We start from the raw sequence: 26,622 nt of genomic DNA on the forward strand, positions 1-26,622 counted from the left end.
GGATGGTCGATGTGTTTGCAGGGCTACGATTGACGGCCCCGGAAGAACACACACGATTCCCAGTGGAATCATCGCGGTTTCACTGAATCCTACCAAGCACGACTACTCTTTCAAAACTCAGTCCCGTTTCCCAGCAGTCGGATCAACAGTGGGAATCCGCGCGTTCTGAACAGCCCAGGTTTCGATTGCCAACGACGCGACGGCTCCCGCGACGAGCGTGATGAACAGGACCATCGGATGGTAGAAGTCCCGTCCCGACAGAACCGCAACCACCGCGAACATGAGTGCGATCTTGACGAGAAAACCGCCCATTGCGGCACCGGCTGTCACAGCCGGCCCCGAGTCTGCGGTGAAGAGCATGATGATCGCGGTTATGCCGAAGAACACAAACGCGACAGCCGCACCGATGAGCGCACTGTAGACACCGCTCACGCCCACGACCAGTCCCCCGATCACCGCGCCGATCAGCCCGATGGCGATACCGGCGATCGCACTGAGCAGGAGAATGCGCCGCATGAGCTGGCTGATGATTGCCGCGCTGGTGGACTGCTGGCTCATCTGGTTATTTCCCTTCGATACCGACGGCGGGCGATCACAGGGTAGAAGGTGACCGCGAGTGTTATGAGGAGGCTGATGCCCATGACGATGATGACGATGTCTGTTGGAAACAGCAGGAAGCCGATCGCACCGAAGGCGAAGTTCGCCGTCCACAAGTACATGATGAGCACTGCGCGTGCGTGTGAATGACCCAGGCGCAGCATGCGGTGATGAAGGTGCTTGGCATCCGCGCTGAACGGCGATTTGCCCGCAGCCATGCGCCGAACGACGGCCAAGAAAAGGTCGATCAGCGGCAGGGCCATGACGGCCAGGGGCAGAATGATCGGCATGTAGGCGGCGAACACGCGTTCGTTTGACAGCAGCGCGGGGTCGACCTGACCGGTGACTCGAATCGTCGAAGCCGCGAGCAGAAGGCCGATGAGCATTGATCCCGAATCGCCCATGAAGATGCGTGAGGGATTGAAATTGTGGGGCAGGAAGCCTATGCAGCCTCCCACCAGCAGGGCGACGATCAGCGAGGCCAGATTCGCGTAGCTGGCGGGGCTGGTGTCCACCGCGAGCTGATAGCTGTAGATGAAGAACGCCACGCCGCCGATTGTGACGACGCCGCTGGCCAGGCCGTCGAGCCCGTCGACGAAGTTGACGGCGTTGATTGTCACCAGAACGACGAACACCGTGAGGATGACCGACATGCGGGGCGACCCCACGATGATGTCAACCCACGGGATCGACAGCATAGCCACGCCGTTGAGTGCCATGAAGCCGGCAGCCAGCGCCTGCCCGGCAAGCTTCGCCGCCCAGTTGATGTCCCAGATGTCGTCGATGACCCCGATGAGCACCAGCAATCCGCCTGCCCCGGCTACGCCGATGATCGGGGCGGGGTTGTCGAACAGGTGCCGCAGAAACGGCGTTTGGGAAGCAAACAGCAGTCCCACGAGAACACCCGTGTAGATGGCCACTCCGCCGAGCCTGGGGGTGGGAACCGAATGGACGTCGCGATCGCGCAGCGGCGAGAAGATGAGCCCGCGTTCGGCGACGCGACGGACCATGGGCGTCACGAGATAGGACACGATGGCCGATATGACGACAATGAACAGGTAGACGCGCATCAGCCGTCCCTATCGGCCTTTCCGGAAGTCGGCTTTTCCACCGCGGCTGGCTCATCTTCGAAAGACTGTGCTTCTGCGGCAGTCGGCGCATTGGCCTCAGAGCCAGCCGGCTCCTGACCGACGTCGAGAAGGTTCGGCACGTGTTCGGCCAGGGCGGAGTACGGAATAGGACCGGAGCGCACAACCCGCGGCGGCTGCGCCGTCATGTCGATGATGGTCGACGCCCCCTGCCCCTCGGCAGGACCTGAATCGAGGTACAGTTCGATGTTCTGCCCCAGCATCGCCTCAGCGTCTTCAACGGTCTGCGCTGCCGGCTGTCCGTGTTCGTTGGCGGAGGAAACAGCCAGAGGACCCGTGCGGCGCAGCACGTCGAGAGCGGGCTCGTGATCGGGCATGCGCACAGCGACGGTCCCGTGAGTGTCGCCGAGGTCCCAGTCGAGCATGGGCTGGGCTCGACAGATGATGGTCAGCGCACCGGGCCAGAACTCTGCCGTGAGCGCCATTGTCACCGCATCGACACCCTCGGCAATGCCCATGAGAGTTTCCGGGCGGGCTATGAGCACAGGCGGCGGCATGGTTCGATCGCGGCCCTTGGCATCGAGCAGCCGTTCAACCGCTTCGGGAGAGAATGCGTCGGCTGCTACACCGTAGACGGTGTCAGTGGGCAGAACGATGAGCTTGCCGTCTTCGATGACCCGTGCGGCTTCGGCTATCACGAGGTCGTGGACCTCTGAGCTGCGAAGGTCATAGTGCCGCGACATGGGTCTCCTCGTGTGGTTTGAAGCCGGTTGTGAAACGTTCCCTGCCAGTGTAGTCGCGGTGGACCTCGACCTGTTCAAAGCCTGCGTCTGCAAAGGCGGCCCGCATCTGCTGGACTTGGTACTCTGCGTGTTCGACTGCCAACGCCCCGCCGCCGACCACGATTTCCGCTGCATGGGCGATGAGTGCACGGGGAAAGTCCATACCGTCCTCTCCCCCGCCGTACAGGGCGATTTCGGGGTCAGCATCGACTTCGGGAAGATTGGGCTGGCGGGCACGGTCAACGTACGGCGGGTTGGACACGACCAGGTCCACTGGACTTTCGGGAATGAACTGCAACGCGTCTGCCTGGATGACTGCGCACTGCGAACCGCAGCGGCTGAGCAACGGCACGTGGTTTTCGATGTTTGCCTTTGCCCACCGAGTGGCTGAGGGACTCAGCTCGACACCCGTTGCCGAAGTGGCGCCGACCTCACTGGCCGCGGACAGTGCCAGGACCGAGGTGCCGGTGCACAGATCAAGAACCCGCCGACTGCCGCGGGGACGGCTGCGCAGAAAGTCAATGCCCCACTGGGCAAGAAGCTCAGTTTCGGGGCGGGGAATGAAGACTCCAGGGCCCACCGCAAGATCGAGATGCCGGAAAGCCGCCCTGCCGGTGATGTGCTGAACCGGAACCCGCTCGGCCCGCCGGGCAAGGCCCTCTTCAAGGCGCTGTGCAACGTCGTCGGGCACAGCGGGATCCGAAAGGAGCGTCAGAGAGAGGCTCTTAACGTCGAACTCCCAAGCCCACGCCAGCAGGAGGCGCGCCTCCGCATCGGCGGTTTCGATTTCCGCTTGGCGCAGCCGTGCGCAAGCGGCGGACAGCGCCTGCCGAGCGCGGATCGGCTCAGCAGACAATCAGCCGATCCCTTCGAGCCGTTCAGCCCGCTCAGCAGCACGCAGCGATTCGACGACCTCATCCAGTCTGCCGTCAAGCACCTGGTCGAGGTTGTAGGCCTTATACCCGGTCCGGTGATCGACAATCCGGTTTTCCGGGAAGTTGTAGGTGCGGATGCGCTCTGAACGGTCGACCGAGCGCACCTGCAGGCGGCGCGCGCTCTGGGCTTCTGCCGCAGCTTCTTCGGCCTGCTTTGCAAGCAGGCGTGCACGCAGAATCCGCATGGCGGCCTCACGGTTCTGCAGCTGCGATTTTTCGTTCTGACAGCTGGCGACGATCCCCGTGGGCAGGTGGGTGATGCGCACAGCGGAGTCCGTTGTGTTGACAGACTGGCCGCCGGGGCCAGAAGAACGGTAGACGTCGATCCGCAGATCATTGTCGTCAATGCGGATTTCATCGGGCTCATCGACTTCCGGGAAGACCATCACGCCCGCCGCGGATGTGTGGATGCGGCCCTGCGATTCCGTGACGGGAACCCGCTGTACGCGGTGAACACCGCCTTCGAACTTCATCCAGCCGTACACTCCGCCTTCGCGCGACTTGACAGCCAGAGTGATGTCTTTCCAACCGCCCAAAGCGGTTTCAGTGGAATCGAGAACCTCCACGCTCCACCCGCGGTTGGATGCCCAGTGGCGATACATGTTGACGAGGTCCGCGGCGAACAGGGCCGATTCGTCCCCGCCCTCGCCGGCTTTGACCTCCAGCAGGGCGTCGCGAACATCGTCGGGGTCTTTGGGAACCAGCAGTTCCCGCAGCCGCTCTTCGAGGTCGGCGATCACGCCGTCCAGACGATGCGCCTCGTCAGCAAAAGAACTGTCCTCTTCGGCAAGCTCAGCGGCAGCTTCACGGTCGCTGCGCGCAGTGTCGATTGCATCGACACAGGTCTTGACCTGACCGAGCTCGGAGTACCGCCTGGTCAGCTTCCGCGTCCGCCCGGCATCGGCGAGCACGTCCGGGTCGGCCAGTTCCGCCTCGATCCGGTCGTGCTCGTCAATGAGAGAGCGAACGCTGGCTTCCAGCTGCGAAGAGTCAAGCGCCATCAGTCGTCAGAGGCGGCTTTCGGCAACGGAGTGGTCTTCTGCACCTGCATGAGGAACTCGGCGTTGTTCTGCGTTTCCTTGAGCTTCGACAGCAGAAGCTCAAGTGCCTGCTGCTGTTCAAGGCCTGCGAGCACACGGCGCAGACGCCACATGATCTTGCGCTCTTCTGCGCCCATGAGGTTCTCTTCGCGGCGCGTGCCGGAGCCGTTGACGTCAACGGCCGGGAAGATGCGCTTGTCTGCAAGGCTGCGCGACAGGCGAAGCTCCATGTTGCCGGTGCCCTTGAACTCTTCGAAGATGACTTCGTCCATCTTCGAACCGGTCTCAACGAGAGCAGTTGCCAAGATGGTGAGCGAACCGCCGCCTTCGATGTTTCGCGCAGCGCCGAAGAAGCGCTTGGGCGGGTAGAGGGCGTTCGCGTCGACACCACCGGAGAGGATGCGGCCGGAGGCCGGCTGGGCCAGATTGTAGGCCCTGCCCAGGCGGGTGATGTTGTCCAACAGGACCACGACGTCTTGGCCCATTTCGACCAGCCGCTTAGCGCGCTCGATGGCGAGTTCCGCAATTGCCGTGTGGTCATCGGCCGGACGGTCGAATGTCGAGGCAATGACTTCGCCGTCGACGGCGCGCGTCATGTCCGTGACCTCTTCGGGGCGTTCGTCAACCAGGACGACCATGAGGTGAACATCGGGGTCGTTTGCTTTCACCGCGTTGGCGATCTGCTGCATGATCGTGGTCTTGCCTGCCTTGGGCGGGGCGACGATCAGACCGCGCTGGCCCTTGCCGATGGGGGCGACAAGATCGATGATCCGCTGTGTGACGTTGGACGAAGTCGTCTCCATCCGCAGGCGCTCCTGCGGGTAGAGCGGGGTGAGCTTCGAGAAGTTCACACGGCGCTTGGCATCTTCGACTGACAGGCCGTTGACGGAGTCCAGGCGGACGAGGGCGTCGAACTTTTCGCGGCGGTTGTTGCGTTCGCCTTCGCGCTGCTGGCGAATGGCGCCGACAACGGCGTCGCCTTTGCGAAGCCCGTTGCGCTTGACCATGTTGTTCGACACGTAGACGTCGTTCTGACCCGGCAGGTAACTGGACGTGCGCAGGAAAGCGTAGTTGTCGTGCACGTCGAGGATGCCGCTGACGGGGATGAGGACGTCGTCCGGACGCAGGTCATCGTCACCGCGACGGCGCTTGCGGTCGCGGCCGCGCCCGCGGCGACCGCGGTCGTTGTTGTCATCCCGACCCGAATCGTCGTGGCGGTTGCCGCGGTTGTCGCGATTGTCACCGCTGTTGCGATTGTCAGCGCCGTCATCGCCGTTGTTTTTGCGGCCTCGGCCGTTCTTGTTTTTCTTCTGGCCGTGTTTGTCGTCGCGGTCGTTCTTGTCGGCACGACCGTTTTTGTCGTCGTGGGCGCTATCATCGCGCTCATTGTTGTCGCGGTTCTTCTCGCCGCGTTTGCCATTACCGGACTTAGCAGCGTCCTCGGAGTTGTTATCTCCGCGCTTTCCACCGCGGCCGCGACGGCGTGAACGACCGCCGCCTTCACCGTTGTCCTCAGCGTCTGCGCCGCTTTCGGGCTTCGCCTCGGCACTCTGGCTGGCGCTGTCGTCGTCCTTCTGGCCAGCGCTTTCGCCGTCCGTCTTTTCGTCAGCGGTCTCGGTCTTCTCCGCGGGAGCGTCCGAGCGCTCCTTCTTGTCTGCGCCGGCATCAGAACCAGAAGGGGCGGCCCCGCCCTGAGCCTTAAGAATTGCGTCAATCAGATCACTCTTGCGAAGGCGGCGGTAGCCTTTGATGCCCAATCCTGCGGCCATTTCCTGCAGCTGCGGCAGGCGAAGGGCGGACAGGCTTCCGGAGTGGTTGAAGTCAGTGTTTTCTGACACGAAGGTTCCTTCTCCCTCGTTCGGCTGAAGCACACAGAGGCATTCAGCAGTGGTCTGCACATGAAAGTGGCTGTGAAAGCACCAACGTGGGTGCTGAGGTGATTGTTCTTCATCGGAGACAGAATCTGTCGATCCGAGCATCACAGCAATCGCTGCGGAAGAACAGCCTAAGCATAACGTGAAAAAACGGTGCAAGGCTAATCAGCACGCCGACAGAACAGCGTACTGATTGGCTTTATGCGCCTGTTCGAGTGATGGTTGCCCCAAAATCGGCAATCGAGGCGGCAATGACGTCGGCATCGTCTTCACCGATGACTGAGACGACCTCGTCGCGCAGATCTTCGCCGGTGCCCAGCACCAGCGCCGTCGGACCAGCTCCGGACACAACAGCGGCAAGGCCGTGTTCGCGCAGCGCATCGACCCGGGCCAGAGTTTCGGGCATGGCCGGCCTGCGATATTCCTGGTGCAGGTGGTCTTCTGTCGCCGCAAAGAGCAGCGAGGGATCACGCCCGATTGCGTGGATGAACAGCGCCGCGGCCGCCGAGTTCGCCACGGCATCAGCGTGCGGAACCTGTTCGGGGATGAATGATCGCGCGTAATCGGTGTCCAGCGTCGTGTCGGGAACCACGAGCACCGCCCTCACAGCAGGGTGGGCGGGAACTGAAACCGAGCGCGGACTGCCCTGTGCATCGGCCATGCTGATGGAAACGCCTCCGAACAGCGCCGGTGCAGCATTGTCCGCGTGCCCCTCAAAGTGAACAGCCCAGGCGAGTCGCTCGGCTTCGCACAGCTCGCCTCGGCCGACGCACGCGAGAAGGGCATCGGCAATCGAGATCCCCGCGACCACAGCGGCAGCCGATGAGCCCATCCCCCGCGAATGCGGAATCGTATTGGCGCATCGCAAAGTCAGCCGGTCTGCCAGTTCGGCGCTGCCGTGGTGGTCGAGCACTTCGCGCACGACCCTGTGGATCAGATGATCCGAGGAGGCGGGCACTTGGCCGGCACCCTGGCCCGTAACCTCGACACAGCTGCTGAGGTCGACGGGAGAGGAGTGCAGTTCGGCCACCACCTCGTCGGCAATGTCGAGGGCAAGGCCGAAGGTGTCGTAGCCGGGCCCCAGATTGGCCGAAGTCGCAGGAACCGAGACCTCGATGCTGCAGGGCACTCTCAGTCCTCCAGACCCAGTGCGCGCGCAGCGCTGACAGCGTCAACGGGCACGCTCCCCGCTTCGAACTGACCTTCTGCGGCCTTCAGCGCCCAGTCGGCGTCTTTCAGTCCATGACCGGTGACTGTGCACACTATGACAGCCCCCTGCGGCACTCGACCGGCCTCGTGCATCTTCAGCAGACCGGCAATAGACGCTGCCGAACCGGGTTCGATGAAAATGCCCTCTGTGGAAGACAGCAGGCGGTGAGCCCGGATGATCTGCTCGTCTTCAACCGAGTCGATGAGTCCGCCCGATTCTTCACGAGCGGCAATCGCCTTGTCCCACGACGCGGGGTTGCCGATCCTGATGGCCGTCGCGATAGTCTCCGGTTCGTCAATCGGATGGCCGGTGACAAGCGGAGCCGCACCGGCGGCCTGGAAGCCCCACATGCGCGGGGCTGAGTCCGCCAGACCCTTCTGTTCGTACTCGGTGTAGCCCTTCCAGTAGGCCGTGATGTTGCCCGCGTTGCCCACCGGCAGCGCGTGGATGTCCGGGGCTTTGCCGAGCGCGTCGACAATTTCAAAAGCGGCTGTCTTCTGACCTTCGATGCGATCGGGGTTGACCGAGTTGACCAGGTGAACCGGATACGATTCCGACAGCTTTCGGCAAAGCATCAGGCAGTCGTCGAAGTTTCCGTCGACTTCCAGCAGCTGAGCGCCGTGGGCTACCGCCTGGCTCATTTTTCCGGGGGCGATCTTGCCCTTGGGCACAAGAACCGCGCAGGTCATGCCCGCCTTGGTCGCATAGGCGGCAGCAGACGCCGAAGTGTTCCCGGTCGATGCGCAGATGACAGCTTTGGCACCGGCTGCTTTGGCTGCGGTGATGGCCGCGGTCATACCGCGGTCTTTGAACGAACCGGTGGGGTTCATCCCCTCGTATTTGACGTAGACCTCGGCTCCGGTGCGCTCGGAAAGCTTTTCGGCGAAGATGAGCGGCGTCCCGCCCTCACCGAGCGAAACCGGGTCTGCCTGCGGGTCGATTGCAAGGTGTTCGCGGTATTCGGTCACGACCCCGCGCCACTGGTGTGCCATGGTCTTTCTCACTGTCCTTCAATGCGCAGAATCGAGACGACCTCGTCGACCACGTCAAGCGCGCGCAGCCGCTCGACCGTCGATGCCAGCGCGGATTCGGTTCCGCCGTGGGTCGCAATGACGAGCTTGGCCCGCGGGTCAGCCGCATCATCGAGGCTCGTCTGCTCGACGAGCTTGATGGAGACCCCCTGGTCAAGGAACACCCCGGTTACTGCGTGAAGCACACCCGGGCGGTCCTGGACAGCCAGCGTGATGTGGTAGCGCGTGTTGATGTCGTCAATCGGAATGATCGGCAGCGATCCGCTTTCGAGCTTGCGGTACTGTCCTGCTCCGCCGAGCACCTTGCGGCGGGCCACGGAGACGAGGTCGCCAAGCACTGCGGACGATGTCGGGGCTCCCCCGGCTCCCTGGCCGTAGAACATGAGTTCGCCGGCGGATTCGGCTTCGACGAACACGGCGTTGAACGCTCCTCCAACGCTGGCAAGAGCGTGGTCCGCCGGAATGAGGGCCGGGTAGACGCGAGCTGAGACCCCCGCTGCCGGAATCTCTTCGCAGATGGCCAACAGCTTGATGGTGAAGCCCTGGCTGGCTGCGGTTGAAATCATGTCGGCGGTGATGTTCTCAATGCCCTCCACGTGAACATCGTCGATGCTCACTGAGGTGTGGAAGGCCAGCGAGGCGAGAATCGCAGCTTTGGCGGCAGCGTCGTGCCCGCCGACATCAGCTGTTGGATCAGCTTCGGCATAGCCGAGCTCCTGAGCGGTCTTCAAAGCGTGCTCGTAGTCCCAGCCCTTGGCTTCCATCGCATCCAGGATGAAATTGGTGGTGCCGTTGACGATACCGAGCACACGGGTGATGCGGTCACCGGCCAGGGAGTCTCCGACGGGGCGGATGATGGGGATCGCCCCGGCCACAGCGGCTTCGTACTCAAGGCGAACTTTGGCTTTGTCGGCGGCGGCGAAGAGTTCCCCGGAGTGCTTGGCCAGCAGCGCCTTGTTGGCGGTCACAACCGATGCACCGGAATTGAGGGCTTTGACCAGCAGTTCGCGAGCCGGTTCGAGTCCGCCCATGAGTTCTACGACGATGTCGGCGCCTTCGATTGCCGCTTCGAGGTCATCGGTGATGAGATCAGTCGGAATACCGGGGCGGGCCTTCGAAATGTCGCGCACACCGACGGACATGAGCTCGAGTTGGCTTCCGATGCGCTCGGTGAAGCTGTCGGCGCGGTTGAGGATCGCATCGGCAACTTCACTGCCGACGGTTCCCGCTCCGAGCAGGGCTACCTTGAGAGGCTGTGCGCTCATTTTTCTCCGTTCTCATTGGCCCGGGCGAAACCGGGATCCGATGCAAACATCTGTTCGTAGGTTTCAGGAAGCACCACCCACTCGGCCTGTCCGTTTTCAACGGCGACGACGCCGGGGCGCGGCACGTGGTTGTAATTCGACGACAGCGGCCTGCAGTAGGCGCCCGTGCCGGGGACCGCAATGAGATCACCGCGGCTGATGTCCGCCGGCAGATATTCATCGCGGACGACTATATCGCCGCTTTCGCAGTGTTTGCCGACTACGCGGACGACAGTCGCTTTGGCGTCAGACGACCTCGAGGCCAGTGTGCACGAATAGTCGGCATCGTACAGAGCGGTCCGTATGTTGTCGCTCATTCCGCCGTCAATTGACACATAGGTGCGGATTCCCGAATCGGTTTCGACTTCCTTTATGGTTCCAGCGGTGTAGAGGGAGAACACCGCCTGCCCGACAATCGCTCGCCCCGGCTCAAAGGACACCGCGGGACGGGGAAAGTCGGCGTCGTCGCACTCTTCGGCAACCGCGGCAGCCAGGAGAGCCGCCATCTGCTCAAACGCGACGGGTTTGTCCTGCGATGTGTAGCGGATGCCGAAGCCTCCGCCCAGGTCGATCTCCGGTATTGCGAATCCGGTGTCTGCGCGCAGGCGGGCGGAGAATTCAATGATCCTGCGGGCGGCGAGGGCAAAGCCGTCTTCTTCGAAGATCTGAGAGCCGATGTGGCTGTGCAGGCCCACCAGTTCAAGATTGGGGTCCGTGATGACAGCACGGGCGGCGCGGTCAGCCGCTCCCCCGCTGATGGACAGGCCGAACTTCTGGTCTTCGTGGGCTGTGGCGATGAAGCTGTGCGTGTGCGCTTCAACGCCGACTGTCAAACGCAGCATGACGGGCGCGGTAATGCCGCGAACCGCAGCGGCCTGGGAGACGCGCTCAATTTCGTCGAGTGAGTCGATGACGATCCGGCCGATTCCCCAGTCGAGGGCCATTGCTATTTCGTCATCGGACTTGTTGTTCCCGTGCAGGCCCACCGCTTCAGCGGGAACACCGGCGGCCTGGGCTGTGCGCATTTCACCGAGTGAGCACGTATCGACTCCCATGCCCTCCTCGTGAGCCCAACGGGCAACTGCGGTGCACAGAAAGGCCTTTCCTGCGTAGTAAGCGCGCGCCTGCATGCCGTGAGCTTCGAACGCGTCGCTGAATGCTCCGACGAAGCTGCGGGCACGGTGGCGGAAGTCGTCGACGTCGAGCACATACAGCGGGCTTCCGAAGCGCTCGGCAAGCGCTGTCGCCACAACGCCGGCGACTTCGAGTACGCCGTCAGCGTTTTTGGAGGTGTTGCGCGACCACAGGGAGGCCATGAGTTCGTTGACGTCGGTGGGCACGGGAAGCCAGACGGGCGACGGTCCGGCGTGCAGAACGCCCGAGGGGTGAGCCGGCATTACATCTTCTCCGGTGCAGAAACTCCGAGCATGCGCAGCCCGTTGGCCAGTACAGTCTTCGTTGCCCGATCGAGAACCAGGCGAGTGCCGTGAACAGCAGTCAGATCTTCGTCTGTCCGCGGCACAACACGGCACGCGTCGTACCACTTGTGGAAGCTGCCAGCGAGAGATTCAAGATAGCGGGCAACCCTGTGGGGTTCACGCAGCTTGGCGGAGTCGGTGACTACTCTCGGGAAGTCTGCCAGTGCCGAAAGCAGGACGGCCTCGGTGGGATCTGTCAGCGTCGCCGGGTCCACGGGGGCCTGGTCCACTCCCGCCTCGACCGCGCGGCGCTCAACACTGCAGGCTCTGGCGTGGGCGTACTGCACGTAGTAGACGGGGTTGTCATTCGATGCTGAGCGCAGCACCTCCGGATCGAGCGTGAGCGGCGAATCGGTGGGAATGCGCGCCAGCGAGTAGCGCAGGGCATCAGCTCCGAGCCATTCGATCAGGTCGCGCAGTTCGATGATGTTGCCCGCCCGCTTGGACAGCCGCGCGCCGTTGACGCTGATCAGCTGGCCGATGAGAATCTCGATGTTCTCATCGGGGTCGTCTCCGGCAGTTGCAGCCAGCGCTTTGAGTCGTCCCACGTAGCCGTGGTGGTCAGCGCCCAGCAGATAGATCTTCTTGACGAAGCCGCGGTCCTTCTTGGACAGGTAGTAGGCGGCATCAGCAGCAAAGTAGGTGGGGCTGCCATCGGCGCGGACGAGCACGCGGTTCTTGTCGTCGCCGAAGTCCGTGGTGCGCAGCCACACGGCTCCGTCTTCGTCGAAGATGTGGCCCTGTTCGCGCAGGCGCTCTACTGCCTCGGCGACTTTGCCTGCATCGTGGAGGGACTTCTCTGAGAAGAATACGTCGAAGTCCACTCCGAATGCGGCGAGCGTGTCTTTGATGTCCGCCATCTGCAGTTCGTAGGCTTCTGCGCGCAGTTGGTCGTAGATGTCAGCGTCGGCGCTGTCTGCCCATTCGGGGTGGCGCTGCCGAAGAGCGTCGGCGATTGCCTGCACGTACTGGCCGGGATAACCGCCCTCGGGAACGTCGTGACCGCGCAGACGCGCCAGGACGCTGCCGGCGAAAGTGTCCATCTGAGAGCCGAAGTCGTTGATGTAGTACTCGGCAGTGACATCGGCTCCGGCAGCCCGCAGAACGCGGATCAGAGCATCGCCGACGGCGGCCCAGCGCGTGTGTCCGAGGTGCAGCGGGCCAGTGGGGTTGGCTGACACAAACTCCATGTTGACCGGTGCGCCCGCCAAAGCTGTCGATTGCCCATAGGTTCCACCGGCCTCGACAATGTCGAGGGCAAGCTGACCTGCTGCCGCTTTGTTGAGGGTGATGTTGAGGAAGCCGGGTCCGGCGACGTCCACGGTGTCGACACCGGGGTTTTCACGCAGCTGTTCGGCAAGTCTTTCTGCCAGTTCCCGAGGTGGAACTCCCGCTTGTTTGGCAAGCTGAAGGGCCGCATTGGCCGCCCAGTCGCCGTGATCTCGGTTTTTGGGTCGTTCGACCGTGAGCTTGTCGGGGACTGCAAGGTTCAGGCCGCCATCGGCGAGAACCTGGATGGCCTGTGCAATTGCTGCTTTGAGATCTTCCGGAGTCACAGGGACAACGATATTACGCCCGCGCCCCCAGCGGGCAACCAGGTGCCGCGGCACAGACTCAGCCGCGTGCCGCCGGATCGCACATCAGCATCGAAGCACCCTGCGTGAAGCGGCTTTTCTGTGAACGGCCCGTTCGGCGACGCGCCACGCAGAACAGAAGAATCTCGGGGCATCGGCAGTCGAGGTCCCGAGATTCCCACGATTGTGCCCGCGACAGAATTCGAAGCCACGACCTTTTGCCCTCTGGGTCGCTAGGTGCGGCGGCGAGGAACTCGCGGGCCCGCGAGCGCGCCTCACTCTTGGTGCAGCCCGGAGCGAGCCTGCTTCTGGTGGGGCTTTGCGTTCGCCGCGCGTCTTGGAAACCCGGGGCGGGTCGGACAATTGACTTTTGTATCGACATGCATCAATATCGATGCATGTCGATACAAAAGTCAATGGTTGTCGGGTCTGACCCTGCCGTCTGTACCGATGGAGTCCCGGGCACGGAGATGATGGAGGCGACGCGTGCTCAGGCCGAACGGTTTGGTGCACGCATCATCTTTGATAACTCCATTTACCTCGATCTGCCTGGGGGAAGTCACGACCGCCGACACTGGCCTGGGTGAAGCAAAGTCGTCAAGATCGATGCCGATACCAATCCCGGAGCCGTTACAGCGGCCGGAGTGACATCCATTCCTACGCTCGGCTTTTACCGGGACGGCCAACGACGCGACGTCCCCATCAGAGCACACCCGCACCCAGACATCGTGAACAAAATCAAGGAACTCCCGGCATGACTGCAGACACCACCACACAGCAGGCAACACCCGCACGCCTGTCGACACTGGATAAGGGGTTACCGGCCTGGATCGGCCTGGCCATGATCGCGGGCCTCCTCCTCGGCCGGCTGGCCCCAGGGGTCTCTGAGCTTCTTTCCCATTTGGAAGTCGGCGGCATCTCAGTGCCCATCGCCCTTGGCTTGCTGGTCATGATGTACCCCGTCCTCGCTAAAGTCCGTTATGACAAGGTCGCCGATGTCACCGGCGATAAGAAGCTGCTGATCTCGTCATTGATCCTCAACTGGTTGGTCGGGCCCGCCGTAATGTTCGCTCTGGCCTGGACGTTCCTGCCAGACCTCCCCGAATACCGCACAGGATTGATCATCGTCGGCCTGGCCCGCTGTATTGCCATGGTCGTGATCTGGAACGACCTCGCCTGCGGTGACCGAGAGGCAACCGCTGTGCTGGTCGCGATCAACTCGATCTTCCAGGTGGTCATGTTCTCAGTCCTCGGCTGGTTCTACCTCACTGTCCTGCCCACGTGGTTGGGACTTGATACACAGGGCCTGGATGTGTCAATGGGCCAGATCGCTCTCAACGTGCTCGTCTTCCTCGGCGTCCCCCTGATCGCCGGATTCGCCTCACGGTGGATCGGCGAGAAACGTCGCGGCCGTCAGTGGTACGAAGAGAAGTTCATTCCCCGAGTGGGGCCGTGGGCGCTCTACGGTCTGTTGTTTACGATCGTGCTGCTCTTCGCGCTCCAGGGCGAGCAGATCACCAGTCAACCGTTGGACGTGGCTCGAATCGCACTGCCATTGCTGGTCTACTTCTCGCTGATGTGGTTCGCCGGCCTCCTGCTCGGCAAGAGCCTCGGTCTTGGCTACGCTCGATCCACAACACTGGCGTTTACGGCAGCGGGCAACAACTTCGAACTCGCGATTGCCGTCGCCATCGGCACCTTCGGCGCTACCAGCGGCCAGGCCCTGGCTGGAGTCGTCGGCCCCCTCATCGAGGTTCCTGTTCTGGTCGGCCTCGTCTATGTCTCACTCTGGGCCGCGAAGGCATGGTTCCGCACTGACCCCTACGCCACGGAGTCGAGATCGTCATGACTGAAACCACTGTGATCGCGACTGCCGATGAACCGTGCGCCCCCGACCCGTCCCACGCCATCGCTCTCGACGTCGCGACGACGCTTGCCGGCACACTCAAGGCACTCGCTGACCCTCTGCGGCTGCGGATGCTCTCAGCGATCAGCACCGATCCGCGTGGAGAGTCATGTGTCTGCGACCTTGCAGAGCTTGCCGATGTTTCCCAGCCAACTGTCTCTCATCACTTGAAAGTGCTGAAGACAGCGGGGCTGCTCGACTCTCAACGTCGCGGCACCTGGGTCTGGTATTCGATTGCTGCTGGTCGCCATGCCGCTGTGAGCGCTCTACTGGAAGGGTTCGCCCCCGCCGTCATCGCACCAAACCCGCCGCGCGAGGCAACAATGGTGGGCACTGCCTTCGACGTCGATGCCCACATCAGCCGTTTGGCCGCAGACCTGTCGGAAACGTCGGCTGGTGTGTCGCCAGAGACCGTCACCGGCATCGTGCGCGATTCCTACACAGCGCTGGCTCGATCGGCGAAAACCACTCGCTGCCTCTTCCCCTTGACCGAGCGCTTCGCGAAGCAGCGCTTGGCTGACATCACCCGGGACCGAGCCAGCGCGCCTCCGCAGGTCCTCTTCATCTGTGTCGCCAATGCAGGCCGGTCCCAACTCGCCGCGGCCCTGACACGTCACTTATCCGGAGGTAAGGTCATCGCCCGCTCCGCAGGTTCGACTCCCGCGGCCGGAATCAACCCGAACGTCGCCGAACTCATCAGCAACCTGGACGGGGAGAACGTCGGGGAACTGTTCCCAAAGCCGTTGACCGATGACGCGATTCGTGCGGCTGATGTTGCGATCACGATGGGTTGCGGCGACGTCTGTCCCATCGTGCCCGGGCTGCGCTACGAGGATTGGCCAGTCGCCGACCCAGCACTGGCCTCTCCTGAAACAGCGACACTCATCCGCGACGATCTTGCGGCCCGCGTCCAGGCCCTACTCGATTCCCTCACCAGCTGATCGAAAGAGAGACCGCCCCTATGACTGACCACAAACCATCTGTCTTATTCGTGTGCGTCCACAACGCTGGACGTTCCCAAATGGCCGCCGACTACCTGCGCCATTATGCGGGCAACCGCATCGAAGTCCGCTCAGCAGGATCCGTCCCGGCCGAACACATCAACCCCATCGCGGTCGAGGCGATGAGCGAAGACAGCATCGACATCACCGCCGAGCAGCCGAAAGTTCTCACAGACGAGGCTGTGCAGGACTCAGACGTGGTCATCACAATGGGCTGTGGCGACGCATGCCCTTTCTTCCCGGGAAAGCGCTACGAAGACTGGGAACTCGATGACCCAACAGGCCAGGGCATCGAAGCGGTTCGCCTGATCCGCGACGACATCAAGATCCGCATCGAGGCGCTCGTGGCTGACTTACTCGGTCAAGATTGAGGGGGCACCGGATGACTGATGTCGTAGTCATCGGCGGTGGGCAGGCCGGCCTCGCCGCTGGATATTTTCTTCGCAGAGCAGGTCTCGAATTCGTGATTCTCGACGACCACGCCGGCCCCGGCGGAGCCTGGCAGCACGGGTGGCAGTCGTTGCGTCTGTTTTCACCCGCCGAATACAGTCCACTGCCAGGCTGGCCGATGCCTGCGCAGAAGGGTGAGTCATTTCCCACCGCCGATCATGTCGTTGACTACCTGACCCAGTACGAACACCGTTACGATCTGCCCGTTCAACGCCCGGTTCACGTCAGCAATGTCTACCAGGATCGGGGGCAGCTGTTCGTCGATACCGATACCGGCACCCTGGAGACCACGGCGGTCATCAGCGCCACCGGAACATGGCAACGCCCCTATGTCCCTCACTATCCGGGCTGTGAGGATTTCACGGGACGACAGCTGCACACCGTTGAGTACTATTCGCCCGAGGACTACACCGACCAACGGGTTGTCATCGTCGGCGGTGGGAACTCCGCCGCCCAGATCGTCTCGGAAGTCTCGACCGTGGCGCAGACACTGTGGGTGACGCAGCGCCGACCACGGTTCATGCCTGATGACGTCGATGGACGAGTGCTCTTCGATGTTGCCACCGCCCGCGAGGCGGCCCAGCGGGCCGGGCGCGACCACGATGGCGTGTCGGGGCTCGGCGATATCGTCATGGTCCCTCCCGTGCGGGCTGCACGCGATCGTGGCGACCTGAGCGCTTCGCCGATGTTCGAGCGATTGACCTCGGCTGGGGTTTCGTGGGCCGACGGCAGTGAGTACAGCTGTGATGCCATCATCTGGTGCACCGGCTTCAAACCACACCTCAAGCATCTCAAGGGGCTCGAATTGACCTGGGAGAACGGGCATCCAGTCACCGTGGGCACTCGAAGCATCGATGTTCCTGGTCTGCACCTGCTGGGGTATGGCGATTGGACGGGGTTTTCCTCCGCGACCATCATCGGTGCCGCCCGCACAGCGAAGTCTGCGGTCGCGGACGTGAGCGAATACGTGCCAAGCACTCAAGCACAGTAGCTACCGCGACACCAATGCGGATCGAGTACTGCTTCAGCTGGCGCTACAGTGGACGGGACAGCCCTGGAACCTGACATCAGTATCGAGTTGTCAGCCCACCGGCACCAATGAGCAATACTGCCATCACAATTGCCATAGCAGGATATCCGCTCAGCAGACCGGCTCAAGCGGGTCCGGCCACAGGGGCAAAGGCACCGACAAACGTCATCGGTGCGGTGGAGACTGCGCAGAAGACCAAGAAGCAGAGCATCTATGAAACCCGGAGCTTGGCAAGGCGCCCTGCTTCATGTCCAACGTCGGCCACACGAATGCATACCGTGAGAACGGCAGGCACCCGACGAACGCGTGCACCCGCTGACTGCGACCGCCGACGGGATCCGACAGACGCATCGTCTTGCCCGACCAGTCGACCTCGACGCTCTGACCTGCTTTGCGGCGGACTCGCGTTGAGAGTCCGGTGACGAGGCCATGCTGCTGACACGTCTTGCAGAACCTGTTGCACCCCATCGACGGCGCCCCCATCGCAGTGCACGCATCGCGGTGCTCACCATGCAGCAGTTTCAGCGCTGCTCCGACACCGGCGAGTTCGCGGTGGACGAAGTCCCAATCAGGCTGGGTGCATAGACGCTTTCGCGTTCCCCGCGCCCCGGCGACCAATCGCGTATACTTGCGTGCTATTCGACTTTCTCCTTCTGCCGTGTGATCGGCCACACGGCAGAAGGAGCCGAGATGTTGTGGGCATGACGCTGCAGTCGCCAACCGGGATGAAGGAACGGGCACCCGAACTGCACGATGGGTGGTGTCTGAGCAACCATCCAGCAGAACGAGCCCCGTTCCGATGACCCACGCTATTACCCCGCTGGCCCCGGAAAGAAGACACAGCTTCGTAACCCGCGTCCTCGACGACAGCCGGCTCCGTCCCGAACACAAACGGTCAGCTCGGCGCATCCATCTCGAACTGACACAGTTGGGCCACCACCGCGGCCTGCGCACCGGCATCACGCGCCTCATTCGCGTCGTGCCGGAGAAAGGGACCAAGTTATCGAGCGATACCAGCGACTGCTTTCCGAGGAATGCCTCTTTGCCCGCGTCAATGAGTCCAAGCAGGATCACCGGAAGGCAATAGAGGTGCGGGGCCATCACTACAACTGTCATCGGCCTCATACCCCCTGTGCATATCAGCCACCGGCCACCCGCGTCCACGAACGTGTCGACCACGTCGTGACCCCATACACCTAAAGCGGCGGAAGATCGACACGACAGCCGATCGACGACCATGCGCCGTCTCAGTGCCGTAGGACTCGCAGCTCTGCGCGGACGAGTCTGGTGAGCGACAACGCTGCCTCCAGAGGATTCGGGTCTTGCGCAGTGCCCTGGACCTGTCAGGTCAGCAGCTCAGCGTTGAGCACGGTCTCATGTGAGCCCCAGGGGCTCCCAGTGACTGGCGACTCCTGGAAGAACTCGTCGATGCGCATGAGCTCATCATCCCTTGGGCGGCCCCCACGTGCAGCCGGCGGCCCGTTGAATATTGCGCACTTCAGTGCATACATGCCCCTAGAGACAGGCATGAAGAAGGCCCCTGATCGACGTTTCCGCTGACCAGGGGCTCGTTCTCGTGCCCGCGACAGGATTCGAACCTACGACCTTCTGCTCCGGAGGCAGACGCTCTATCCACTGAGCTACGCGGGCAAAAGCTCTCCAACTGTATCACGCATCAGAGAGCCGTGTCGGTCATTGGCCCTTGATCATTTTGCGAGCTGGTACGTATTCCCAGTGCCAGGGCTCGTACTTGCTCGACTTTGCCCAGTCCGGGTTTTCCCAGCCATATTCCCCGGCATTTGCGACAAGCCACTCGTACTGCTGTCCACTGGCGGTTTCCGTCCCGCCGCCGAAGTCGATGGCAATGCCCCAGCCGTGCATTGAGGTTCCAGGCTTTGCGGCAAGTCCCGGCTTGGAGGCCGCTACTGCCTGTTGGGAACCGATGGGCCGGTAGCTGTCGGTGACCTCAAGCTCTTTGCCGGTGTCCGCTTTGTACGCAGCGTTCATCTGAGCGAAGGCAACCGCAGCGTCAGCACGAAGCTGGTGTCCACCAACACCGATCTTGCACATCCATTCGTCCGGAAGCTGTCCGTTCTGGGCATCGCCCGAGGGAGCATCGCCGGAACAGCCGGGAAGAGCGGTGCGTTCAATGGTGCGCGAAGCAGCGTGGGCTTTGTCGCCCTCAGACTGCAGAACACCGCCCGAGAGGCTGCTCGTCTGGCCGAGAGTCGAATCGCCGCTCTGTGCGCCTGCACCGTCCACTGCTTCCAGCAGCAGGCCATCAGGTGAATCCCCGACTTCTTCGGCCTTGGCATAGGCCGAAGAGCCCAGACTTGAGCTCATAACGGCGAAACCGCCTCCGATCACGCCGATCGCGGCGACTGCAGCGACTGAGGAACCGGCAAGCTGGCGGCGCATGCGGTATGCGCGCAGGCGAGAACCGTCAGAGCCACGGCCGATCGCCGCCGGGACCGGCCCGTTATTGACCGGAGCCAAGGGGACAACAGAGGCGCGCCTACCCGCAGCCGACGACACGGCGTCCGCACGGCGCATAAAGCTGAACTTGCTCTTTTTCGCAGAGCGCTTTTCAGCCATGAGAGCATCGCGTCGGCTCATAGGCTGGCGATTGGGCACCGCCTCGACAGCACTTCCGCGCATGCCGCGCTTTTCAGCCAGGAGCGCTTCACGGCGGCTGATAGGCTGCGCATTCGGCATCGTGGCGGAGGCTTCCCCGCGGGCGGCGCGCTTTTCAGCCAGGAGCGCTTCACGGCGGCTCATAGGCTGGCCATTCGTTCCTGCGTCCACAATCCTCCCTCGGGTAACAACCTCACGGATGCGCCGTCATCGACAGCGTCCGATGTCACAACAGTGTAACGACCAATAGCCATCTTCACAATTCTGTTATCGCCTTGGCATGTTAATCACAGACAGATCACCTATGGAGTGCTCATTCAGCCCGTCAGCTGGCCGATCCGCGCTGCATCACGTCGCGGACCTCGCCGACAAGCTCTTCGAGAACGTCTTCCAGAAACAGAACGCCGACCGGCTTTCCTGCCGCGCTGATCACGCAGCCGACGTGATTTCCCGCCTCCTGCATCTTCTGCAGAGCATCTTCGATTTCAGCGTCCGCCGAAATCGTCACCAGCGAGCGAAAGCGCTTGGAGTGCACGGGGCTTTCATAGTCGACCTCGTCTTCGACGTACAGGACGTCCTTGACGTGGATATAGCCGTCGGGCGCACCGTCGGCATCGAGCACAATGAACCGCGAAAAGCCCTTCTGCCCAACAAGAGCTGAAATGCGCTCAGGCGTCACGTCCGGCGCAACAGTGACAACCTTCTGGATGGGAACCATGACATCGGAAGCTTTTTTGTCGGAGAACTCCAAGGCCCCTTTGAGCAGTCCGCCGTCGTCGGCCAAGAGACCTTCGCGCTTGGACTCAGCGACAATCGCCTGCACTTCTTCGACCGTGTAGGCGGCGTTGACGTCATCGCGCGGAGTGATCCCGCACAGCTTGAGCAGGCCATTGGCAAAGGCATTGAGCGGATGAATGACGAAGCCGAAGATCTTCGCCAGGAAGACCAGCGGCGGAGCCAGAATCAGCACAGAGTGCTTCGCTTCTGCCAGCGCAATGTTCTTCGGAATCATCTCGCCGACGACCACGTGCAGAAAGGTCACAGCCGAAAGCGCAATCGCAAAGCCGAGGGCACCGGCAGCCGCGGGAGGTATCTGCATCCACTCGAGCGGGCCGGCCAAAAGGTGGTGGATTGCAGGCTCGGCAATGCCGCCGAGCATAAGCGAACAGACCGTGACGCCCAACTGGCAGATGGCCAGCATGAGCGACACGTGCTCCATTGCATACAGCGCGGTTTTGGCTGAACGGCGCCCGGCGTCAGCCAAAGGCTCGATCTGCGAACGGCGAGCCGCCACAACACTGAATTCAGCGGCCACGAAGAAGGCATTGCCCAGAATGAGCACCACCAGCCAGAAAAGTCCCAACCAGTCGTTCACAGTGCCGTCCTCGAAAAGTCGGGGATCATGCGCAGCCGCTCGATCCGATGGCCCATCATCCTCTCGACAACGAGATCGGCGCCGTCAATGCTGATGCGCGCGCCGACCTTCGGGATCTCTCCCAAACGATAGAGAACCAGGCCGGCCATGGTTTCGTAATCGGAATTCGAGGGAATCGCCATGCCGGTAGCCTCCACCACCTCGTCCGGGCGCATCATGCCCGGCACAATCCACGAGCCGTCGCGGGCCGGCCGCACCATGACGCGCAGACGATCGTGCTCATCGGCGACCTCCCCAACGAGCTCTTCCACAACGTCCTCCAGCGTGACAAGACCCGCGGTGCCGCCGTACTCGTCGATGACGACAGCCACCTGGTTGCCCTCCTGGCGCAGGAGCAGGAGGAGAGGCTCCAGTTCCAAGGTGTCCGGCACCTCGCGCAGATCGGACATAAGACCCCCGGCGTAGGCGTCCTCACGTTTGCTGAACGGAACGGCAATCGCGTGCTTGACGTGCACAATGCCCACGATGTCATCGCGCGAGTCACCCGCCACCGGAAAGCGCGAAAAGCCAGTCGAACGTGCGTGCGCGATGATGTCCGCGGCAGTCGAGTCCTTGTTGACCGACACCATGCGCGTGCGCGGAGTCATAATGTCCTCCGCCGTGAGTTCAGAAAAGCTCAGAGTGCGGGTAACCAGGTCGGCCGTCTGTTCGTCAATCGCACCTTCATCGGCAGAATGGCGCACAAGTGCGGTGAGCTCATCTGCCGACCGCCCCGCCGTCGACTCTTCCTGCGGTTCAATTCCCATTGAACGCAGCGCCCTATTGGCCGAACCGTTGAGGAGCGCGATCACCGGCTTGAAGACAACAGAGAAGAAGTACTGAAACGGCACGGCGATCTTAGCCGCGGTCATGGGAGCGGAGATCGCCATGTTCTTCGGCATGAGCTCGCCGACCACCATCGACAGCACGGTCGAAATGATGAGCGCAATGACAATTGACAGGGTCTGCGCCGCAGCAGCGGGAACATCAAAGCCGGTGAACAGCTGCCTGAGCAGCACACCGACTGACGGCTCCATCAAGAAGCCCGTGAGAAGCGTGGTGAGCGTAATGCCCAGCTGTGCTGCAGACAGCTGCGTCGACAGGTGATTCAGCCCCAAATCCAGGTACTTAGCACTGCGCTTCCCTTCGGCGAGAGCCTTGTCGACATCGTGCCGATCGAGTGTCAGAAGAGAGAATTCGCCGGCCACAAAATAGCCCGTGCCGACGATCATGAGGAGGGCCAAGCCCAGATACAGCCACTCCACTACGAAACCACCTCGAACGTCACCGAGGCGCACAAGAACCCGACGGTCAACGCCGGGCCGAAACTGGCATATTTCATGACGCCATCCTAGCGAACAGTCAGCGGGATTCGAGTCGCCAACCGCGCGGCAGATCGGCCGCGCTTCGACCGGGGTGACGGACGACACAGGAGAAATCTAAACCGTGCGGGATACTGCCGAATCAATTGGCTAGACTGGTTCGCGACGTCGTTGTACCCACCAAAGCTTAGGAAGAAGGCGATCAGCGCCGTGTCTGAATCGAACCCGACCATCACGGCCGATGACTTCGGCTCGAACGAATGGCTGGTTGAGGAACTCTACGAGCAGTACCGAAAAGACAAGAACTCAGTAGACAAGGCCTGGTGGCCCGTCTTTGAGAAGTACGAAGCTCAGAGCAGCGATTCGGCCCCTGCCGCACAGAAGGCGGCTCCGCAGAAGAAGGCCCCTGCCACATCTTCGCAGAGCACAAAGAAGAAGAGCTCGACGTCGTCCAAGGGCGTAACCCCTTCGTCGACGGAAGCGGAAACCCCTAAGGCCGAATCCAAGACCGCCGCCTCCAAGAAGACCGCAGCCGGCAGTGCGCAGAAGACCACCTCAGCGCCTCAAGATGCTGAAGACAAGGTCACCAAACTGCGCGGACCTGCCAAGGCCGTAGCCGTCAACATGGACGACTCCATCAACGTTCCCACCGCTACGTCCTACCGTCAGCTTCCGGCTAAGGCGATGATCGACAACCGGATCGTCATCAACTCGCACCTCAAGCGCACTCGCGGCGGCAAGGTCTCCTTCACCCACATCATCGGCTTTGCCGTGATCCGGGCACTCAAGGCGATGCCCACCCAGAACGTCTACTACGACGAACAGGACGGCAAACCTGCAATGGTACAGCCGGCCCACGTCAACTTCGGGCTGGCAATCGACGTGCCCCGCCCCGACGGCACGCGCATGCTGTTGGTGCCCAACGTCAAGGCAGCCGACACTCTGACCTTCCGCGAATTCATGGCGGCCTACGACGACCTCGTCGAACGCGGCCGGGGCGGCAAGCTCGGAGCCGAAGACTTCGCGGGCACCACCGTGTCGCTGACCAACCCCGGCGGCATCGGCACCATGATGTCCGTCCCCCGCCTCATGCGCGGTCAGGGCGCAATCGTCGGCGTCGGCGCCATGAACTACCCCGCAGAATTCCAGGGCGCAAGCCAGGAGACCATCAACCGTCTAGCCGTTTCCAAGGTCGTGACCCTGTCGTCGACCTACGACCACCGCGTCATCCAGGGTGCAGGCTCGGGCGAATTCCTCAAACTCGTCCACGAATACCTGCTGGGCGCCGACGGCTTCTACGACGAAATCTTCGAGTCCCTCCAGCTTCCCTACGAACCAGTGCGCTGGCTGCCCGACCTCGATGCATCCGATACCGACGATGTCAACAAGACCGCCCGCGTCATCGAGCTGATCGACTCGTACCGCACCCGCGGCCACCTCATGGCGAACATCGACCCGCTGGTGTACCGCCAGCGCACGCACCCGGACCTCGACATCAACAACCACGACCTCACCCTGTGGGATCTCGAGCGCTCCTTTGCAACCGGCGGCTTCGGTGACAAACCGGTCATGCCTCTGCGCGACATCCTCGGGCTGCTGCGCGACGCCTACTGCCGCACGACCGGCTACGAGTACATGCACATCGCCGACCCGGAGCAGCGCCGCTGGTTCCAGTCGAAGATCGAAGTTCCGCACGAAGAGCTCACCCGCGAAGAACAAGGCCACATCCTCGGCCGGCTCAACGCAGCAGAAGCCTTCGAAACCTTCCTGCAGACCAAATACATCGGCCAGAAGCGCTTCTCGCTCGAAGGCGGCGAATCGACCATCGTCCTGCTGGACGAAATCGCCAACGAAGCCGCCGACGCAGGCCTGGAAGAAGTGGCTATCGGCATGGCCCACCGCGGCCGCCTCAACGTTCTGACGAACATCGCCGGAAAGTCCTACGCACAGATCTTCCGCGAGTTCGACGGTGTGCAGTCGCCCGAATCCTTCCAGGGCTCCGGCGACGTCAAGTACCACCTGGGCATGGACGGCTCCTTCACCTCGCCGGCAGGCAACACCACCAAGGTGTCGGTCGCGGCAAACCCCAGCCACCTCGAAACCGTCAACCCCGTTCTCGGCGGAATTGTGCGCGCCAAGCAGGACGAACTCGACCACGGCGAAGAGGGCTTCGGCGTTCTTCCGATTCTGGTCCACGGCGATGCAGCCGTCGCCGGTCAGGGCGTGGCTTTCGAAACCGTTCAGCAGTCCGAACTGCGCGGCTACCGCACCGGCGGTACGATCCACGTGGTCATCAACAACCAGGTCGGCTTCACCACATCACCGGCATCGGCCCGCTCGTCGTTCTACTCCACCGATGTCGCCAAGTCGATCTCGGCTCCGGTCATCCACGTCAACGGCGATGACCCCGAAGCCGTCTTCCGTGCGGCCCGCCTGGCATTCGAATTCCGCCAGACGTTCCACCGCGACATCTTCATCGACCTCGTGTGCTACCGCCGCCGCGGGCACAACGAAGGCGACGACCCGTCGATGACCCAGCCGGTCATGTACTCGCTCATCGACAAGAAGGCCTCGGTGCGCAAGCTCTACACCGAATCCCTTGTCGGAAGGAAGTTCATCAGCGACGAACAGGTCTCCGAAGTCGTCAAGGACTACCAGAACAAGCTCGAAGCCGCCTTCGAAGAGACGAAGGAAGCCGAGAAGTCCGCAGGTGCCGACGCCGGATTCCCGCAGAAGATCGACATCGCGCCGACCGACTTCGGCACGGAGATCGAAACCGCTGTGTCCAGCGACGTCATCGAAAAGATCGGCGACGCCCACGTCGACGTCCCCGAAGACTTCGAAGTTCACAAGAAGCTGCGCAGCCTTCTGAAGAAGCGTCAGGAAATGTCGCGTTCGGGCGGCATCGACTGGGGCTTCGCTGAGCTGCTGGCCTTCGGTTCGGTGCTCATGGAGGGCATCCCGGTCCGCATTGCCGGTCAGGACTCCCGCCGCGGGACCTTCACCCAGCGCCACGCTGTGCTGATCGACCACGACAACGGCAACGAATGGACTCCGCTTGCCAACCTCACCGATGATCAGGCTCGCTTCTGGGTCTACAACTCGCTGCTGAGCGAATATGCCGCCATGGGCTTCGAGTACGGCTACGCCGTTGAGAACAAGAAGGCCCTCGTGCTGTGGGAAGCTCAGTTCGGCGACTTCGCTCAGGGCGCGCAGTCGATCATCGACGAATACATCGCGTCTTCTGAACAGAAGTGGGAACAGCTCTCCGGTCTCGTTCTTCTTCTGCCCCACGGCTACGAAGGCCAGGGCCCGGACCACTCCTCGGCCCGCATTGAGCGCTTCCTCCAGCTGTGTGCAGAGAACAACATGACGGTTGCAAACCCGTCGAACGGCGCCTCGCACTTCCACCTGCTGCGCCGCCACGCACACACCGAGAACAAGCGCCCCCTGGTGGTCTTCACGCCGAAGTCCATGCTGCGCCTCAAGGCTGCCGCAACAGATGTCGAGCAGTTCACCTCGGGCCGTTTCGAACCGGTCATTGCCGACACGACCGTCGATGCTTCGAAGGTCAACCGGGTGGTTCTTGTCTCCGGCAAGTTCTACTGGGACCTCGTGGCTGAGCGCTCCAAGCGCAACGACGAAACCACGGCTATTGTCCGCATGGAGCAGCTGTACCCGCTCGACACCGACGCGGTCAAGGAAGCACTCAGCGCCTACCCGGCCGATGCAGAAATCGTCTGGGCGCAGGAAGAGCCCGAAAACCAGGGCGCTTACCCGTTCATGGCCCTGCACTTGGACCCCGCGCTCGACGGTCGCACGCTGCGCCCCGTCGGCCGCGCATCGTCTGCAGCACCGGCTACCGGCCTGAAGAAGGTTCACGACTTCGAACAGGCCGAAGTCATCAAGCGGGTCTTCGATAAGTGACTCCGCACAGGAGCACATCGATCGT

20 protein-coding genes, 1 tRNA gene and 2 pseudogenes are annotated in these 26,622 nt (G+C 62.3%); 7 read left to right on the forward strand and 16 right to left on the reverse strand.

The annotated features are described in order from the left end of the window. Positions 1–117: 117 nt before the first annotated feature. The 11 genes from HMPREF2757_RS04790 to argS form a co-directional block, all read right to left on the reverse strand. Positions 118–558, reverse strand: a complete 441-nt coding sequence (locus HMPREF2757_RS04790) for a Cg1360 family ATP-synthase-associated protein (RefSeq protein WP_070573834.1) — start codon at positions 556–558, stop codon at positions 118–120. Beyond that, the gene (locus tag HMPREF2757_RS04795) at positions 555–1,667 is read right to left on the reverse strand and encodes an MraY family glycosyltransferase (RefSeq protein ID WP_070573836.1); all 1,113 of its coding nucleotides are present in this window, start codon (positions 1,665–1,667) and stop codon (positions 555–557) included. Before HMPREF2757_RS04795 ends, HMPREF2757_RS04790 begins: the two co-directional genes overlap by 4 nt. Then, entirely contained in the window at positions 1,667–2,428 is a 762-nt protein-coding gene (locus HMPREF2757_RS04800; protein WP_070573838.1) for an L-threonylcarbamoyladenylate synthase, read from the reverse strand. Before HMPREF2757_RS04800 ends, HMPREF2757_RS04795 begins: the two co-directional genes overlap by 1 nt. Then, a complete protein-coding gene (gene prmC / locus HMPREF2757_RS04805; RefSeq protein WP_083304104.1) occupies positions 2,412–3,323 on the reverse strand; it encodes a peptide chain release factor N(5)-glutamine methyltransferase in 912 nt (303 codons plus the stop codon). Before prmC ends, HMPREF2757_RS04800 begins: the two co-directional genes overlap by 17 nt. Continuing rightward, entirely contained in the window at positions 3,324–4,403 is a 1,080-nt protein-coding gene (prfA, locus tag HMPREF2757_RS04810) for a peptide chain release factor 1 (protein ID WP_070573840.1), read from the reverse strand. Continuing rightward, positions 4,403–6,211 carry a transcription termination factor Rho gene (gene rho / locus HMPREF2757_RS04815; RefSeq protein ID WP_370919383.1) on the reverse strand — a complete coding sequence of 603 codons (1,809 nt, stop codon included), beginning with the start codon at positions 6,209–6,211 and terminating at the stop codon, positions 4,403–4,405. Before rho ends, prfA begins: the two co-directional genes overlap by 1 nt. 304 nt (positions 6,212–6,515) lie before the next feature. Further along, positions 6,516–7,445, reverse strand: a complete 930-nt coding sequence (gene thrB, locus HMPREF2757_RS04820; RefSeq protein WP_070573842.1) for a homoserine kinase — start codon at positions 7,443–7,445, stop codon at positions 6,516–6,518. Positions 7,446–7,447: 2 nt separating this feature from the next. Continuing rightward, the gene (thrC, locus tag HMPREF2757_RS04825) at positions 7,448–8,518 is read right to left on the reverse strand and encodes a threonine synthase (RefSeq protein WP_070573844.1); all 1,071 of its coding nucleotides are present in this window, start codon (positions 8,516–8,518) and stop codon (positions 7,448–7,450) included. 8 nt (positions 8,519–8,526) lie between these two features. Next, positions 8,527–9,822 carry a homoserine dehydrogenase gene (locus HMPREF2757_RS04830; protein ID WP_070573845.1) on the reverse strand — a complete coding sequence of 432 codons (1,296 nt, stop codon included), beginning with the start codon at positions 9,820–9,822 and terminating at the stop codon, positions 8,527–8,529. Further along, the gene (gene lysA, locus HMPREF2757_RS04835; RefSeq protein ID WP_070573846.1) at positions 9,819–11,258 is read right to left on the reverse strand and encodes a diaminopimelate decarboxylase; all 1,440 of its coding nucleotides are present in this window, start codon (positions 11,256–11,258) and stop codon (positions 9,819–9,821) included. The genes HMPREF2757_RS04830 and lysA overlap by 4 nt, the downstream gene beginning before the upstream one ends. Continuing rightward, a complete protein-coding gene (argS, locus tag HMPREF2757_RS04840; protein ID WP_070573849.1) occupies positions 11,258–12,895 on the reverse strand; it encodes an arginine--tRNA ligase in 1,638 nt (545 codons plus the stop codon). Before argS ends, lysA begins: the two co-directional genes overlap by 1 nt. A gap of 662 nt (positions 12,896–13,557) precedes the next feature. Here argS and HMPREF2757_RS11670 point away from each other — a divergent pair. The 5 genes from HMPREF2757_RS11670 to HMPREF2757_RS04860 are packed head-to-tail and all read left to right on the forward strand — an operon-like array spanning position 13,558 to position 17,261. Then, a complete protein-coding gene (locus tag HMPREF2757_RS11670) occupies positions 13,558–13,671 on the forward strand; it encodes a thioredoxin domain-containing protein (RefSeq protein ID WP_370919382.1) in 114 nt (37 codons plus the stop codon). Continuing rightward, positions 13,668–14,762, forward strand: a complete 1,095-nt coding sequence (gene arsB / locus HMPREF2757_RS04845; protein ID WP_070573851.1) for an ACR3 family arsenite efflux transporter — start codon at positions 13,668–13,670, stop codon at positions 14,760–14,762. The genes HMPREF2757_RS11670 and arsB overlap by 4 nt, the downstream gene beginning before the upstream one ends. Next, entirely contained in the window at positions 14,759–15,760 is a 1,002-nt protein-coding gene (locus HMPREF2757_RS04850) for a metalloregulator ArsR/SmtB family transcription factor (RefSeq protein ID WP_070573852.1), read from the forward strand. The genes arsB and HMPREF2757_RS04850 overlap by 4 nt, the downstream gene beginning before the upstream one ends. A gap of 20 nt (positions 15,761–15,780) precedes the next feature. After that, the gene (locus HMPREF2757_RS04855; protein WP_070573854.1) at positions 15,781–16,191 is read left to right on the forward strand and encodes an arsenate reductase ArsC; all 411 of its coding nucleotides are present in this window, start codon (positions 15,781–15,783) and stop codon (positions 16,189–16,191) included. Positions 16,192–16,202: 11 nt separating this feature from the next. After that, positions 16,203–17,261: an ArsO family NAD(P)H-dependent flavin-containing monooxygenase gene (locus HMPREF2757_RS04860; RefSeq protein ID WP_070573856.1), complete on the forward strand. Its 1,059-nt coding sequence runs from the start codon at positions 16,203–16,205 to the stop codon at positions 17,259–17,261. 279 nt (positions 17,262–17,540) lie between these two features. Here HMPREF2757_RS04860 and HMPREF2757_RS12090 read toward each other — a convergent pair. Further along, positions 17,541–17,911 (reverse strand): annotated as a pseudogene (locus HMPREF2757_RS12090) (IS21 family transposase); the annotation flags it as partial. A 391-nt stretch (positions 17,912–18,302) separates the two neighbouring features. Here HMPREF2757_RS12090 and HMPREF2757_RS11395 point away from each other — a divergent pair. Beyond that, positions 18,303–18,500 (forward strand): annotated as a pseudogene (locus tag HMPREF2757_RS11395) (integrase core domain-containing protein); the annotation flags it as partial. 377 nt (positions 18,501–18,877) lie between these two features. On the opposite strand, the gene HMPREF2757_RS04870 reads toward HMPREF2757_RS11395, so the two are convergent. The 4 genes from HMPREF2757_RS04870 to HMPREF2757_RS04885 form a co-directional block, all read right to left on the reverse strand. Next, positions 18,878–18,950, reverse strand: a tRNA-Arg gene (locus HMPREF2757_RS04870). 42 nt (positions 18,951–18,992) lie between these two features. Then, positions 18,993–20,105, reverse strand: coding sequence for a M15 family metallopeptidase (locus HMPREF2757_RS04875; protein ID WP_226829143.1), 1,113 nt, complete (start codon positions 20,103–20,105; stop codon positions 18,993–18,995). A 154-nt stretch (positions 20,106–20,259) separates the two neighbouring features. Then, a complete protein-coding gene (locus HMPREF2757_RS04880) occupies positions 20,260–21,309 on the reverse strand; it encodes a hemolysin family protein (RefSeq protein ID WP_070573859.1) in 1,050 nt (349 codons plus the stop codon). Next, positions 21,306–22,613, reverse strand: coding sequence for a hemolysin family protein (locus HMPREF2757_RS04885; protein ID WP_256278263.1), 1,308 nt, complete (start codon positions 22,611–22,613; stop codon positions 21,306–21,308). Before HMPREF2757_RS04885 ends, HMPREF2757_RS04880 begins: the two co-directional genes overlap by 4 nt. A 267-nt stretch (positions 22,614–22,880) precedes the next feature. Between HMPREF2757_RS04885 and HMPREF2757_RS04890 the strand changes: the two genes are divergently transcribed. Next, positions 22,881–26,597, forward strand: coding sequence for a multifunctional oxoglutarate decarboxylase/oxoglutarate dehydrogenase thiamine pyrophosphate-binding subunit/dihydrolipoyllysine-residue succinyltransferase subunit (locus tag HMPREF2757_RS04890; RefSeq protein WP_070573861.1), 3,717 nt, complete (start codon positions 22,881–22,883; stop codon positions 26,595–26,597). Positions 26,598–26,622 lie beyond the last annotated feature (25 nt).

It is taken from the genome of Brevibacterium sp. HMSC063G07 (assembly GCF_001810665.1).
Lineage (GTDB): Bacteria > Actinomycetota > Actinomycetes > Actinomycetales > Brevibacteriaceae > Brevibacterium.